14 protein-coding genes are annotated in these 15,511 nt (G+C 30.0%); all 14 read left to right on the top strand.

Features of this window, described 5'->3' with window-relative positions:
• Window positions 1–21: 21 nt before the first annotated feature.
• The 14 genes from EI427_RS21150 to EI427_RS21085 all read left to right on the top strand — a co-directional run bounded on the left by EI427_RS21150 (window position 22) and on the right by EI427_RS21085 (window position 15,343).
• Window positions 22–525: a hypothetical protein gene (locus EI427_RS21150; protein ID WP_126618733.1), complete on the top strand. Its 504-nt coding sequence runs from the start codon at window positions 22–24 to the stop codon at window positions 523–525.
• 566 nt (window positions 526–1,091) lie between these two features.
• Complete coding sequence (locus EI427_RS21145) at window positions 1,092–1,565, top strand: MORN repeat-containing protein (protein ID WP_126618730.1); 474 nt, start codon at window positions 1,092–1,094, stop codon at window positions 1,563–1,565.
• 49 nt (window positions 1,566–1,614) lie between these two features.
• Window positions 1,615–2,283, top strand: coding sequence for a hypothetical protein (locus EI427_RS21140; protein WP_126618728.1), 669 nt, complete (start codon window positions 1,615–1,617; stop codon window positions 2,281–2,283).
• Between the two features lie 292 nt (window positions 2,284–2,575).
• Window positions 2,576–3,673, top strand: a complete 1,098-nt coding sequence (locus EI427_RS21135) for a leucine-rich repeat domain-containing protein (RefSeq protein WP_126618726.1) — start codon at window positions 2,576–2,578, stop codon at window positions 3,671–3,673.
• A 384-nt stretch (window positions 3,674–4,057) separates the two neighbouring features.
• Complete coding sequence (locus EI427_RS21130; RefSeq protein ID WP_126618724.1) at window positions 4,058–5,032, top strand: hypothetical protein; 975 nt, start codon at window positions 4,058–4,060, stop codon at window positions 5,030–5,032.
• 288 nt (window positions 5,033–5,320) lie between these two features.
• Entirely contained in the window at window positions 5,321–6,577 is a 1,257-nt protein-coding gene (locus tag EI427_RS21125; RefSeq protein WP_126618722.1) for an alpha/beta hydrolase-fold protein, read from the top strand.
• A gap of 164 nt (window positions 6,578–6,741) precedes the next feature.
• A complete protein-coding gene (locus EI427_RS21120; RefSeq protein ID WP_126618720.1) occupies window positions 6,742–7,671 on the top strand; it encodes a Dyp-type peroxidase in 930 nt (309 codons plus the stop codon).
• 639 nt (window positions 7,672–8,310) lie between these two features.
• On the top strand, window positions 8,311–8,802 hold the full coding sequence (locus EI427_RS21115; RefSeq protein WP_126618718.1) for a hypothetical protein: 492 nt from the start codon (window positions 8,311–8,313) through the stop codon (window positions 8,800–8,802).
• Window positions 8,803–8,967: 165 nt separating this feature from the next.
• Window positions 8,968–9,540, top strand: a complete 573-nt coding sequence (locus EI427_RS21110; RefSeq protein ID WP_126618715.1) for a helix-turn-helix domain-containing protein — start codon at window positions 8,968–8,970, stop codon at window positions 9,538–9,540.
• Between the two features lie 499 nt (window positions 9,541–10,039).
• Entirely contained in the window at window positions 10,040–11,038 is a 999-nt protein-coding gene (locus tag EI427_RS21105) for a hypothetical protein (RefSeq protein WP_126618713.1), read from the top strand.
• Window positions 11,039–12,052: 1,014 nt separating this feature from the next.
• Window positions 12,053–12,490 carry a hypothetical protein gene (locus tag EI427_RS21100; protein WP_126618711.1) on the top strand — a complete coding sequence of 146 codons (438 nt, stop codon included), beginning with the start codon at window positions 12,053–12,055 and terminating at the stop codon, window positions 12,488–12,490.
• A gap of 98 nt (window positions 12,491–12,588) precedes the next feature.
• Window positions 12,589–14,118 carry an IS21 family transposase gene (gene istA / locus EI427_RS21095; protein WP_126618709.1) on the top strand — a complete coding sequence of 510 codons (1,530 nt, stop codon included), beginning with the start codon at window positions 12,589–12,591 and terminating at the stop codon, window positions 14,116–14,118.
• A 9-nt stretch (window positions 14,119–14,127) separates the two neighbouring features.
• On the top strand, window positions 14,128–14,895 hold the full coding sequence (gene istB / locus EI427_RS21090; RefSeq protein ID WP_126618707.1) for an IS21-like element helper ATPase IstB: 768 nt from the start codon (window positions 14,128–14,130) through the stop codon (window positions 14,893–14,895).
• Between the two features lie 85 nt (window positions 14,896–14,980).
• Window positions 14,981–15,343: a hypothetical protein gene (locus EI427_RS21085; RefSeq protein ID WP_126618705.1), complete on the top strand. Its 363-nt coding sequence runs from the start codon at window positions 14,981–14,983 to the stop codon at window positions 15,341–15,343.
• Window positions 15,344–15,511 lie beyond the last annotated feature (168 nt).

Raw genomic sequence — 15,511 nt, 5'->3', positions numbered from 1 at the left:
GCAAAATCGTTAGTATTAATAATGGAGACATCAACAATTTTATATATTATTCTTGGAATTTCAGTCTTTTTATTACTTTTTCAAAAAAAATGGATTGATAAAAATGCGGAATATGACTCATATTCTGATGAAAAAAATGAGTGGTCAATTTTGACTTCATTTTCAGAATTAAAAATCCTGAGCAAATACGCTGGAGAATTAAGATTCGGACCCGCTTATATTCATATAAAAACGGAACCCAAAAATGTATTTGGAGAAGAATTTTACGGAGATTGGTTTTATAGAATTGAAAATGGAATCTATCTTCAACAATGGAATTCTAACCCTATAAAAAGTGGAGTTCATACACGAGCAAATAATGATTTGATTTTTTATGACCGAATTAAAAACCAAAGAGAAATCATAGAAACTGGAATAAAATCATTTCACTGGAAAATCGAAAAAGACAATAATAAAGAACTGACTTTGATTTCGAATAACGGAAAATCCGAAACTCGAATAAAAATCACTAATGCTAATAATTAGCGCTTAGATTGGCTTGAAAGGCCAATATTTAAGCCCTAGTTGAACAAAGGCGTTGTTTGATTGAAATACATTTCCTGTAGGAGGGAGTTAGGATAGACTTTTCATTTTCATGAGAGGTCTTTTTTAATGAATAGTTTTTTTGAGATAACGATACTCTCATTTTCTTCTTCATTTATTACTTTTTCAAGAAGATTAGATTCCCCAACTTAATGAGAAATTAGTATTTTCATCAAGTTTGGGGTGTATGCCTCTGGGCTTACCTTCATAAGCAAAAAAATGAAGTAAAATGTATTACTTTAAATTGTTTTTGGTTACATTCTGTTGATATGGTTAATATGTTAGTCCCTATTTTTTACAAACCAGTAGCTGGTGGTAAATCAACACGAAGTTTATGCTTTGATTTTCTTAGTTCATTTATAGATCATAAAGAATGGAGTTCAATGTCGTTTGCAATAATATTCTTAATTCTCCTGTTCTTAATAGTAAGGGTAATGCATAAAAAAAGAATCTTTTTAAAGGTATAGAAAGTGGAACTGTTAGGATTAAATTAAAATAAAAGAAACAAAATGAAAAAAATATTATTTACATTAATTAGCGTTTTTATTGCATCGAACATATCATTTGCCCAATCTTATGTTTATAAAGGAGAATCAACTTTTTCTGGTGATATTATTCTAACTATTGAAGATGGAAAAGTTTATAAAGGAGAATCAACTTTTTCTAGTGATATAATTTTAACGGTTGAAGATGGAAAAGTCTATAAAGGAGAATCAACTTTTTCTGGTGATATTATTCTAACTATTAAAGATGGAAAAGTCTATAAAGGAGAATCAACTTTTTCTGGTGATATTATTCTAACTATTGAAGATGGAAAAGTTTATAAAGGAGAATCAACTTTTTCTAGTGATATTATTCTAACTATTAAAGATGGAAAAGTCTATAAAGGAGAGTCAACTTTTTCTAGTGATATTCTTTTTAATATTAAAGGGCATTACACAGTACAAGAATTTGTTTCCATTTGGTATAGTTTGAATAAATAATAGGCTATTAAAGTATACGTATACAAAATCTATAACGTAAAGAATTTATATGGAAAAAATAAAATACATTATGATAAAAGCACTTCTTCTTTTATTTTTTTTCGGATTCATAGGACAAACTATTGCTCAAAACTCAAAAGATATGATTAACGATATGTATAAGGTTAATTTGAATAATATCTATCATTACATTAATAATAATAATTTAGCTGTATGTGCTAAAAATTATAAGTTTATAGGTGTATACCGCGAAACGAATGAAAATGTATTCTCTACTTTTGTCATTTCCATCTTTTCCGGCAATTATGATATTATTAATGAAAGAAAAATCTTAAAATCTAAAATTTACTACATTGCTGGACTTACTGAATGCAGCGATAAAGAGTTTAATGATACTTCTTCTACAACTACTAAATTTTATATAGATTTAGGAAATAATTTGAAGGTTAAGTACTATAATTTTAATGGCTCTGTTTGTTATAATAATAGGAACTTAATACATACTCAAGCTACAGATATCTTAAACCCAAAACATATGAATGCTATGTATAAGTCTATTGATGTGGTATATGATAATATTTACTTTCCTGAGGCTTATGGTTTAGATTATAACTATGAATATAACAAGGATTTAAATTTTACAGAACTAGCAAAAAGAAGTATAGAATCTTTGTATAAAGATTTTCACAAAATTGAAACTGAATACAAAGAATTATAATATATATTCTCTTTTAATTGCTCTTAAGAGAAAGAAATACCAGACTATATAAATCAAAGAAACTCACACAAAAGTGATCATTAGACACTAAAAAAGCTTGTCTATTCCGCACTTTTAATGGCAACATTGTTGCTGACATTTGGAATGACTAATGTACAGAAATTTGCAAATGTAGAAGGTGATGGCACACTAAAATTTGTATTCTAAGCAATAATATTTAATCAGAAAAAATAGAACCCTCTGACTAAAATATAAATTATAAAAACCATTAGTAAATACTTATCTTCAAAATATGAAAAAAATAACACTAATTACATTTCTGTTTATCCTAGTAAATATTTCGGTAAATGCTCAAAAAGAAACAAAGAGTTTTAATATTAGTCCATTCAATATTACTATAAATCATTTAACAACTGAAGCTATTGAAGCAATCAATAGCACAGAAAATAAAGAAAAACTTACTGTAATTGTCGGTAATATTGCAACCCAATCAGATTTTGATTTAACATGTGAGAAATTCCCATGGATTCTTGAGTTAGAATTCGCAAATAGAAATGAACACATTAATAATATTTCTGCAATTTCAAATTTAAAATCACTTAAAGTTCTTAATTTAAGATGGTTAGAAGCTTCTCAAGAAAAACCAATCGATCTAGAACCATTGCGTAACTTAATTAATCTAATTGAATTAGATTGTTATAATACTCATGTAACAAATACTGATGCATTGGGCAATCTAACTAAATTAGAAGATGTTAGTTTTTATATGAGTGCAGTAAATTCGATTTCCTTTCTTTATAAGACTCCAAATGTTAAGGGACTATCTCTTTATGGTACTGATCATACATTTGAAAATTATGAGCCTGTGGCCAGTCTTAAAGAGCTTCAATATTTGAATATTTATATGAATCCACAAGCAACTGATAATGCATTAAGGGTCTTAGAATCTCTCACTAATCTCAGAAAGATTGAAATGGCTAACAGTAAAGAAGTCACATCACTTAATTTTCTTAAAAACAATACCAATATAGAAGAAATTCATGCAAATTGGTGCAATAAACTAATTGATTTTTCTGCACTTTCAGGGATGAGAAGTTTGAAAGAATTAGAATTCACAGAAACTAAATTGGAGCACTTAGATATGCTTAAGAAAATAACTACGCTTGTTGATGTTGATATTTCTGAAACGAATGTGAAAAATATTTCTTTCTTGAAAAAATGTCAAGATTTGGAATATCTCGAAATATCGGAAACTCCTATTCAGGAAATTTCACCTTTGTTTAAATGCGAAAAACTCATAAGAGTAGAATTAAGTTCTAATATTCCAGATAAACAGGTTCAAAAACTAAAATCTTTAAATCCGAATATAACTATTGATATTGAAGACTAGCAATCCACGTTATCAAGAATTAATATACTGAAGTAAGTGCAACCGTAATTCAAAAAATATTTCTGTACTGTTAATTCATAAAGTTGATTATACAATAAACATAATTTAAAAACGAATAGAACTCAAAGGGTATCAACACCTTAGAATGGTTAATGAACTTCTTCTTTCTGGCGTCTAAAACTATAATAAAACAAACTCAATTAAGTTATAAAGGTAAGAGATTGTGGGCTTTAGCTAGCGAAGCTTTTGTTCAACAATCGCTGAAACTCCAATCACGGTTGACGCAACCCTTCAAGAATTTAGCCAAAACATAAACCTTTACTATGATCAACTTATAACCAAACAAATCTATTATTTTAAACGTTCTACTTAGATACATTTGAAATGAAATATTATATCATTCTTTTTTTAACTATAATTCCAACTAGTATTTTATTTGGACAATCATTTGATTCTGATACATTAGGAATTTATTATGCACAATCAATAGAAGAACAATTATATAGAGATTGTTCCTTAGATTTATCCAAAAACCAAGAAAAAATACTTACTAATAGATTAATTTTAGTGTATGATGATATTCTTGAAAAATTTCCAAATACTTATTTCAAACCCTATATATTTAATAAGCTTGGTACACTATATAAATATCAAAATGATTTATCAAGCTCTGAAATGTATTATAAACGAGTTACAAAATATAAGGGTCAATTTAGTTGGGAATATAGACTTAGAGTACTATGCAGTTTTTTTAATGAATCTTTTTTCGAATCTTTTACTATTGATAATGTATCTACACTTAAACATGATTCATTCCTCAATCTATCAAGAATAGAAATTTTGAGAAATAATTATCGGAGTGCATTAGTTCTATTAGATTCAACCAGAAATTATCCGCAAAATATAGGGGGATGTTTTTCAGATGAATACCCTCATTATAAAGAGAGGACTACAATACTTTATGCTTTAAAGGATTTTAAAAAATTAAATATCATATTCAAAGACGCTTATTTATCTTCATTTTTTATACCTAAAGAGAAAGATGAAATAACTTATAAAACGATAATAAATAACTATACAAAAGAAGAAATTTATACAGGTATACTGAAACCTATTAAAGACTTAAGTATAAAAAAATCATTAGATTGGTTTGAACTTAAAATTACATTTATGGATAAAGAAGAATATCTTGATCTAGATATTTTTGATGGTGAAGAAGAATACAAAAAGTTCTTTTTAAAAGAAGATGATAATACTGCAATAAACTATGAAGACATAGGAAGAAAAGTAATTAAGAATTGTAAAAAATCTTATTTATATAGGAAACTTAAAAAGTATACAATCCACAACAAAAACTGAAACTTTAGTCATCGGGTGACTCTACAGATGTCCACAGTATATCTAAAGAAATTTAATTGTTCTGTAATACAATAACATTTAAATTGTAAACGTCTTTCAATAATCTAACAACAAATTTTTTTTTAAATATGTTGAAAGCATTTTATACTATTGTATAAACGCCATCCCTAATACTACCGAAAATGGAAATAATGGGTCATTGTGTTTATTGAATGTCAACCTTTACTATGATCAACTTATAACCAAACAAATTTATTAGTTTAAACTTTCTACTTAGATACATTTGAAATGAAATATTACAACATTCTATTATTACTTGTCGGATCAATTTTAATGATTGATCACCAAACAATTGCACAAACAAATACTTCCCCAACAGAAGAATTTCAAAACAGAATAGTGGATTCCATTTATTCTGAAACTTTAGGTGAAAAACGTGACTTCTGGGTGAAATTACCAGATAATTACAATCCAGAGAATGAAGAAAAATATGCCGTCATTTATCTAATGGATGGATTTTCTCTAGAGAGTACTTTGGAAGCCGTTTATGGTAATTATTGGGGGCATTATCTACCACATATGATACTTGTAGGGATTTCTAATCGTAGCAACAGAGTAAGAGATTTAACAACTTCTCAGATCAAAATGAGACGAGGTAGTGAAATGGATGATGAAACTGGAGGTGCTGAAAACTTTACCAAATTTATGGAAAAGGAACTCATCCCATATATTGACAGTAAGTACCCAACCTTGGCCTATCGTACCTTAATTGGTCATTCTTATGCCGGTTTGTTTACAATAAATATGTTGATGAATCATAAACACATCTTTCAAAACTATATAGCCATAGACCCAAGTTTGGATTGGGACAATCAAAAATTATTGAAGGAGGCAAAAGAAAAGCTGAGTACAGAAAGTTATGAAGGGAAATCCCTTTATGTGTCTTTAGCAGCAGAACAACTACATATGTGGAATGAAGAAATTACCATGGAGAATATTATGGAAGACTCTTCAGAATTTACTTTGTTTGCACGTTCAATCATTGAGTTTTCAAATTATACTCAAGTGCAAAAACAGAACGGGTTAAACTTTGCATGGAAGGTGTATAATGAAGATTTACATGGTACAGTTCCATTGCCAACGATGAGAGATGGACTAATTTTCCTTTTTGAATGGTATCAGTTCAAATCACCACAAAAATATAATAATCCAGCAACTCCTATAGAAGAATTAGTGGTATTATTAAAACAACAAGAACAAATTTATACCAAACATTTTGGTGTTCCCACAGCACCAATGATAGATGAAATGTTAAATGGCTATGGCTATATGAATATGCAAATGGGACAACCTGAGAAGGCGTTCATGTTTTTTGAAATGAATATTAAGTATAACCCAACGAGTGACAATGCTTATGACTCTATGGCTGAGTATTATGAATCTCAAAACGATAATGTGAATGCCTTGAAATACTTACAAAAGGCCTATGAAATAAGTGGTAAAGAGTATTATAAAGAAAGAATTGAAGCTCTAAATATAAAATAACGAAAGGCTATTATGGGTGTAGTGCATAACTCAGGTAAAAAGATAGTGATGAAAATCGAATATTTTCCTATTTTGTAACTAAAGCAAAATAGACGTCAAATACTCTAGAGGTAACTAAACGTTGTAAGTAATTTTGTAATAAATAAAATTCTAAATAAATAACGATGAATTTAGTAAGCAAAACTCAAGAAGGGTTACTTTCAGACCCTACACCATTTGTAGAGTACTTGACTTTAGAGTTAAAGCAGGATAAATATGAAGTAGAAACAATTTTAGCCGTATTTGATAATTTTTCAAAAATATCAAAATCTATTGGCCAAAAAGATACCACTGCTCAATTGACTATAACCATTGGTTTTTCATCTAAAGGGTGGGCTTCTTTATTCCCAAATGAGCCAATGCCAAATGAATTACACCCATTTATTGAGCTAAAGTCTGGAGATAGACACTTTCCTTCAACCCCTGGAGATATCTTTTTTATGGTAAAATCTATGCGGATGGATTTAAACTATCAGGCAACAAAATATATTCTTTCTACATTTAAGCCAATAGCAAATGCAATTCAGGATATTCAAGGATACAAATATCTGGATGATAGAGATTTAATTGATTTTGTGGATGGAACAGAAAACCCAAAAAGTAATGAGAGAGCCAAGGCTGTAATTATAGATCAAGAGCCTTATGTTGGGGGAAGCTATCTTATTGTACAACAATATTTTGACAAACAAGAAGAATGGGATTCATTGACAACCGAATATCAGGAGGGGGTGATTGGTAGAACAAAAATGGATGATATTGAAATTGAAGACGATAAAAAAAAGCCCTATGCGCATAATGTAAAATCTAAAGTTGAGATTGACGGGGTAGAAATTAAAATGTTAAGACAAAATAGACCTTTTGGTAATGCAATGGAACATGGAACGATGTTTATTGGTTTTGCTAAATCGGCAAGCATTATCGAAATATCACTAAAACAAATGATAGAGCCAGGAGAAAATGGACATCACGATAAATTATTAGATTTTGTAACTGCAAAAACAGGAACACTGTATTTTATTCCACCGAAAAGCTTCTTAGATAATATGAGTAATTAAACAAAGGTGATTACGGTATTTTAATATATATCTGGCGTTATAATTCTGTACTTTCTTCGAACAAAAGAAATTAGTGATTTAACGTGAGAAGAAATATTCACTCTCTTTCCTGTTCCAAGTGTTAAACCGGTAGGCTTCACTTGGCATTAGTACATGGAAGAAGTCTCTCGGCTTCTAGCCTTATTTTCGGAAAAGAATCATTAGCGCTAATAGTTGTAGAGTTGTAATTTTTAAAGAGAACAATTAGCCTATACTGTTCGTAGTATCAAGCCGTAAGGCGTTACTACGAACTTTATTATTATTATAGTTTTCAATTTATAACGATAACAGACTTTAGAATAAAAATATACTTCACCAATTTCCACAATAACTAACCGCTACAAATACAATAATTAAGAAGATATACCTTATATGTATCCGTTAAAAATCATTTCCCAAAAACCCTAATTTCAATCTCTTCTCTTCACTTTTAATGAATGTTGTAAATAATAAAACACTGTGCCTATATTATTATTTTTTCAATAAAAAGTATTTACCATTAAAGAAAATGAAATATATTTCTATCTAAATTGTGAATTATAAAAGAAAGTTTTGCAAGATTTGTTCATCTAAGACTTACAAAAAACTATTGTACTCAAAATGCAAACGATTAATTTCAACGATACGCTTAACGATCAAAACGTATCAATTTATGTCAGCTCTCAAGAAGAAGCTCAGAACTTTATAGATCAAATGTACGCGAAGCATAAGAAATATAGCATGGAAGCTAGTAAAGGAGAATATGCTGCGGATAAAGGGGAAACAACACGTCAATTATTGTCAAGTCAGATAACTTTATTGCAAAATAACATCTCTAATCTTGATGAAGTGTTAGCAACTCAATCTAATGGACCGCTGAAAGATAAAACACAACTGGAAAGAGACAAAGCCTTTGTAAAAGTAAGAGAATTACTTATTAGATACGAAGCTAAATGTGGTTATGGCTATATTGAAAATAGCTTTGAAACTGCAATTGAAATCGCTTTTAAGCATGAACTAATTGAAAGTATTAAAGTAGTGGTTGATTACGCTAACCTACAAGGTTGGACAGTCAATGATTATGAATTATTTACAGCAACTGTAACAGTATAATATTGCTATATCATTGCTCTTAAAAATAAGAGATTTCTATATGTCAATTAAATAAACCAAGTAAGTTTTAGATACATCTAGGACAATAGAATCTCTTAATGTAGTCAAATAAAGAGCGTTCACTTAATAACACTCTTTATTTGACATACTTAATCCTTTCCAAATATGAAAAACCTTCAACTCTACCATAGAAAAGTCATCCAACGACTGATAAAAGAAAAAATATTTAGTGTTCCCGAAATAGCAGAAGGACTAGAAGTATCTCCTTCAACTATTTATCGTGAACTAAAACGTAATACCCACCCACTAACTAAAAAATACAATGCAGACTATGCCCATAAATTATACTTAGCCCGTAAGAAGTTATCAGGTGGAAGTATAAAAACAAGACCTCTTTACCCAAACCCAATAAGAAAAAATGATTACGAGTTACACACAGAAAGAAGGTTTTTACTGTGGTATTCTGACAGACATTATAAAGTGAAATTTAATTCTAGCAGATTTAAGTTTACCCCATTCCCAAAAATGTATGCTTTTCGTCTAGGAATAAAGGATGTAACGTTTCATGATGATTGGGAACTTTTCGACCTATGGCTGGAACATATAAAATTCCAAAAAGAACAAAGATCAGCATCCATCCCAAAATATTATTGGATGCGTGCCTTAATCAAAAACCAAACAACATTTACACTCTGGAAGAATCCATCAACAGCAATGGAACAGAAGAAGTGCGTTTAACGCTTTCTTATTTGCTTCTTTACACCAAAAATCTCCCTCACTTCTTACAACTTTTTGAAATTGATATCCCTCTAAGGGATTTTTTTATGTCTAAATTTTCTTGATGGACTGTTTTGTTTTCATTTTGAGTTGAGGATGGAAAATAATTGCATTTGCTCACGAATTGGTTTTGAAAATTATTTTTTAGTAACCGATTGAAGTGTTTAAATTTTTATGATAACAGTGGATAGAATAGCAAGTGGTAATGTTTGTTAATTGACGTGTGAGATTTGGTATTCGAAATACCTTATGTAATTTTTTGATTGTTTAGTGATGATTTTAAAATTAAATTGTAAGAACAATTCAACTATCTGACAGCAAACTATTTTTTGGGGAGGGAAAAAGAAGATTTTTTTGAAAATTTATATATGACAATACCACTCTATTCCAAAACTATGACAATGTAGTTTATTAAATGTCTTAAACTAGTAAACTCAAATTGACTTAAGAAATCAAAATAATGAAATCAAAATTATCTCTATTAATAATCATTTTAATAATTTCATGTAATAACGAAACAAAAAATCAAGAATTAAACTCAATTCTCAATTCACATTTGGAACACAGTTTAATTTCTCGGGGGAATAATTTTCCTGATTTTAACCCTTATAAAGATAATGTTGATTTATTCTTAATATCGCTTCATAAAGGTATTCCTACGAACTCGTTTAAAAACAAAGTAAATTGGAATGACTCTATTCTTAATAAAAGAATAGAGTTATTACTTGAGAAAAATTGGGTAAATAAAAGAAATAACAAATTATATCCATCAATTTTTATTGCTTCGCATATAGAGGGCTTGCAGTTGTATGAGTTTTCAAATAAAGTATCTGAACAAATAGCAAACTCAATAGAACAAGAAATTCCTGAAATTAAAACAGAATATTTAAAAACGGATATTTCTAATAAACTTGATTTTAAAGAAATGTCCTTTTTAATATTAAGCGATGTATTACTAGATTCTTGGCAAATTGAAAATGTAGAAAGGAAATTTTTGAAAAAGAAACAGCGCCCTTTTAGAAATGGAAAACACTACTATTACAGCATAATGGAAAATAAAAATACTTCTCAAGATGTTTTTGGAATTTATGGTAATATGATGGATTCCAATGATACGATTTCTTACAATATTTATGGAAATAGACAAACTTTGGTAGATTTTAATAAACTTGATGAATTGATAAAAAATTGTGATGTTGTTATTAATGAAAAAGACTATGATATTTTTTCTGATATAGCAAATCAATATTTACCAAAATTATTAAGCATTCTAGAAAATAATCAAACTTATTTTGAAAAAGTATATACCCAAATGAATTACGACAAAGAGATTACATTTGATGAGTTTTTTATTTGGTGGTATCATTTTATTTATACAAACACAACAAATATTTTGAATAAAAGAAAATTGTTAACAATTCCGCCTAATGGAAATTTTGAATATATATCAACAAAGTAGAAACTAAAAAGTACAATGCCGACTATGCCCAAAAATTATACTTAGCCAGAAAAAAGTACGCAGGGTCTAAGAAAAAGAACCCCTTTCAGCATCACCCTAGAAGAAAAGACAATTACCAACTCTACGCCCAAAGAAGATTTATCTATTGGTATTCAGATCAGTATTATAAACTAAAATTACCCAACAGGAGGAAAAACGATTTCGACGTTCCCAAAAGATATGCTTACCGTCTCGGTAAAAAGTATTTCCATTACATCAACGATTGGGAACTTTTCGACCTATGGCTGGAACATATAAAATTCCAAAAAGAACAAAGATCAGCATCCACCCCAAAATATTATTGGATGCGTGCCTTAATCAAAAACCAAACAACATTTACACTCTGGAAGAATCCATCAACAGCAATGGAACAGAAGAAGTGCGTCTAACCCTTTCTTATTTGCTTCTTTACACCAAAAATCTCCCTCAACTGTCTCTCTGTTTTTATAGTCTACGTCTCTTTAAGGGATTTTTTTATGTCCAAATTTTCTAAGCCGACTGCTTTGTTTTCATTTTGAGTTGAGGATGGAGAAGAATTGCATTTGCTCACGAATAGGTTTTGAAAATTTATTTTTTAGTAACCGATTGAAGTGTTTTAATTTTTATGATAACAGTGGGTAGAAGGTTATGTAATAATGTTTGTTAATTGACGTGTAAGACTTGTAATTCAATTACTTTATTAAGACCTTACGTAAGGTTAATGAACTTCTTCTTTCTGGCGACTAAAACTAAAACAAAGCAAACTTATATCTCCATTAATAGTAGTGTGTTAACAATTGGATAAACGCAAAAAATATAATGTGCAAAAAAAATATCCTACAACTTTTATTGTAAGGTATCAATGCAAACTTGGATTTATCGCCTTATTCAAAGAAATAAAATAAAAATAAACGCAAAAAATATAAACGGTAATATGTTTGTATATTGTTGGCTGCAAGTTTAAAGAACCGTATTGCAAAAAATAAGCATTTGATTATGAGAAAAATATTTATAATAGCATTAACAGTTTTTTGTGGCCAAGTAATCGGACAAGAAAATAGAAGTCCAAATCAATGGTACAATGACTTTATTTCAAATTATGGATTGGATAGTAAAGAATCAAAATCGGAATTGATTGGATATGATTTTTCAGAACTGTTTTTAAAAACTTCTTCAACTGAAATTTTTGGGATAATAGGAGACAAAATGCAAAGAATTCAAATTAAATGGATTTCAATAAATAAGGACATCAATAATCCTGAAAAGTATTACGTATACGGAAAAACGAGAGTTAAATCTAATGTGTGCGGATTTACGGGAGTAATCGAAATCAAAACGATTAGACTTTATCCTGATGGAATTTATGATATGCCGTATCGTAGCAAAGTAAAACCAGAAAAGATTGGTGTATTGTTTTGTGATTGTAAGTATTAACCCAAAACTGCAACACCCTATTACTTAAAAAGTGCAGCACTAATCGAAATTAAATTTGAATAGTATTTACTTTTTGTAGATACTTAAATGTGATTAGTATGAATAAAAAAGCTGCAGTAATCGTAGGTTACTACACCAATGGAAAATCAAAAAGAAGCTTAGCTCGTGAGCTGGGTCTTAACTTTAGAACAGTCAAAAAATATATTGATGAACATGAAGTTCTTCAACAATCAGGAACCAATATATTAAGTGCTCCTCAATATCGGGAAATCACCTCTCGTCCCAAGAAAAGATTAACAGTAGAAGTAGTTGAAGATATTGCAGATTGTTTGAATAGAAACAAAGAGAATAGACAGAAAGGGCGTTCTAAACAACTCATGAATAAGCATGACATTTATGAGTATTTACAGCAAAAAGGGCACCTCATTGGGTATACTACTGTTTGTAATTATGTTCGTAAACAAGAGCAATCCAACCACCAGAAAATCTACCTTAAACAGTCTTATCAGGCAGGAGAAAATATTGAGTTTGATTGGGGTGAAGTTCGTCTTGAACTAGGTGGGCAGGAAAGAAGGCTACAGATGGCTGTATTTACGAATAAGTATAGCAATTACCGTTGGGCTTACTTATTCTACCGTCAGGATATGCAGAGCTTTCTAGAAAGTCATAATCTGTTTCTTTATCATATTGGAGGTGTTCCGAAAGAAATTGTTTACGATAATATGAGAGTTGCTGTTAAGAAATATTCCTATAATCCTAAAGAGAAAATTGCCACAGATGAGCTCTTGAAACTATCTGCTTATTATCAGTTTCAATATCGCTTTTGTAATGCTTATAGTGGTAATGAAAAAGGAAATGTAGAACGTAGTGTTGAGTATATCCGTAGAAAATCGTTTAGTCTGTCAACAAAATTTGATGATTTAGAGAAGGCGAATCTCCATTTAGAACAACAACTTATTCTACTTAATAATAAGCCCCCTAAAGCACAAAAAGAAGTAGCAGAAGTTCTCTTAAAAGAAGAACTAAACTATATGCGATCAGTTCCTGTAACAGCTTACCAAACTGCTATTTTAAAGAAGTTAGCGATCAATAAATACCATTGTGTTTATTTGGATAGTAATCATTATTCCATTCCCGAAAAGCTAAAAAGAAAGTACGTCACTTTAAAAATAGAAACGTCAAGATTTCATGTTTTAGATGACAAAGAGCAAATCATTGTCACTAAAATGAGGCATCACACTAAAAATCAATGGTATATTGATATTTATGACTACTTGAATACCTTCTCTAAAAAACCAGGGGCTTTGGCTCACTCAAGTGCATTACAACAAGTACAAACAGGTTTTAAAACACTTTATCATCAGTTTTTTAAAGGAAATGAAAAGGAATACATACAAGTACTCCAATGGATGCGTACAGAGAAGATTAGCATTAAAGAGTTGGAAGAGAAAATAGAGTTTTACCAGCAGAAAGCACCTCAAAGTAAAATCGATTATGCTCTTTTACAAATGCTTTATAGTGCAGAAACCCCATCTGCTGTCACTTCTAAAGAGGATGAAATAGAACAGTATAGTGAACGGCTATTATTAGCACATTCTCAAATGAATACTTCTTCATTACAAAACTAAAATAAAAAGATGAAATCAATACATCACAAAGACCGTATCGCATTACTGACTAAAGATTTACGGTTGTCTATTATCAATAAAGAGTTTTCGAAAATAGCGAAGCAAGCTATTATTGAAAATAAAACATACGAAGATTTTTTATTAGAGCTGTTAGAGTTAGAGTATCATCATCGAATTGAAAGAAGACATAAGGAACGACTCAAAAGAGCTCATTTTCCTTCCATGAAATACCTCCATGATCTTGTGCTAAATGACTTACCCCAAGATGCTCAAGCCAAATTACCCTTGTTAAATGAACTTTCTTTTTTAGAAGAAAAGCAGAATGTAATTTTAGCGGGTAATCCTGGTACTGGAAAGACGCATATGGCAATAGGGTTAGGCGTAAAAGCATGCATGGAAGGCTACTCTGTTCTTTTCACTTCTGTGCCAAGATTAGTCACTCAGCTCAGAGAAGCTAAAGAAAGTAGAAGTCAAACAGTTTTTGAAAATAGATTCGAAAAATATGACCTTGTCATCTGTGATGAATTTGGATATATCTCCTTCGATAAGGCTTCGGCAGAAATGTTATTTTCATTACTTTCTATCAGAACAGATAATAAATCAACCATCATTACTACAAATTTAGGCTTCGATAGATGGACTGAAATTTTTCATGATAAAGTATTAACGGCTGCAATGGTAGACAGGTTAAATCACCAATCAATTTATATCAACATGAATGGAGAATCCTACAGAATGAAAAAAACAAAAGAAAATTTACTTGCAAATACTGAATAAAAGCCATTATTTTTGGTTTGAAAGTGCTGCACTTTTGAAGTAATAAGTGGTGTAGTTTTCGATTAATATATACAGTGATTACATATTGACCGAAAATTCAAATGAGAAACATACTGGTATTTTTCAAGGAATTTCAGCGACTGATTTCTATATAAACAATGATACATTAACATACAATGATTTGAGAAGTAGCGCGGATGATATGACCAATAATCAATTTGTTGGTACTTGGACTAGTTATTCCACAGGGACTTCCAAAAACTGTAATTGGGGAGACTATAGAGTTCCAAATGTAACAGGATTTGATTGTGGAGCAGCAAGATTTAGTCCTTGTGACAAATATGTATCAAATGGCTGGATTGGACTTAAAATTGCAAATGGAGCCAGTCCAGAACATATGAATATTGAAGAGGCACAAAAAGCTGAAAATGAGAAATGGTGGGAATAAAACCAGCAGCCAACAAAAAATATAGTGCATTTGGCAGATAGTGCTAATATTGAAAGTGATAGCAGTTGATAAACATAGTAGCAATTTGAAAATTTTGAGCGTTGAAATGCCAAACGCACCATATTCAAAACGTTGCCAGCAAGTCAAAGAACAGACCCGCAGAAAAAA

It is taken from the genome of Flammeovirga pectinis, assembly GCF_003970675.1.
Lineage (GTDB): Bacteria > Bacteroidota > Bacteroidia > Cytophagales > Flammeovirgaceae > Flammeovirga > Flammeovirga pectinis.
This window is presented reverse-complemented; position numbering and strand designations above follow the sequence as displayed.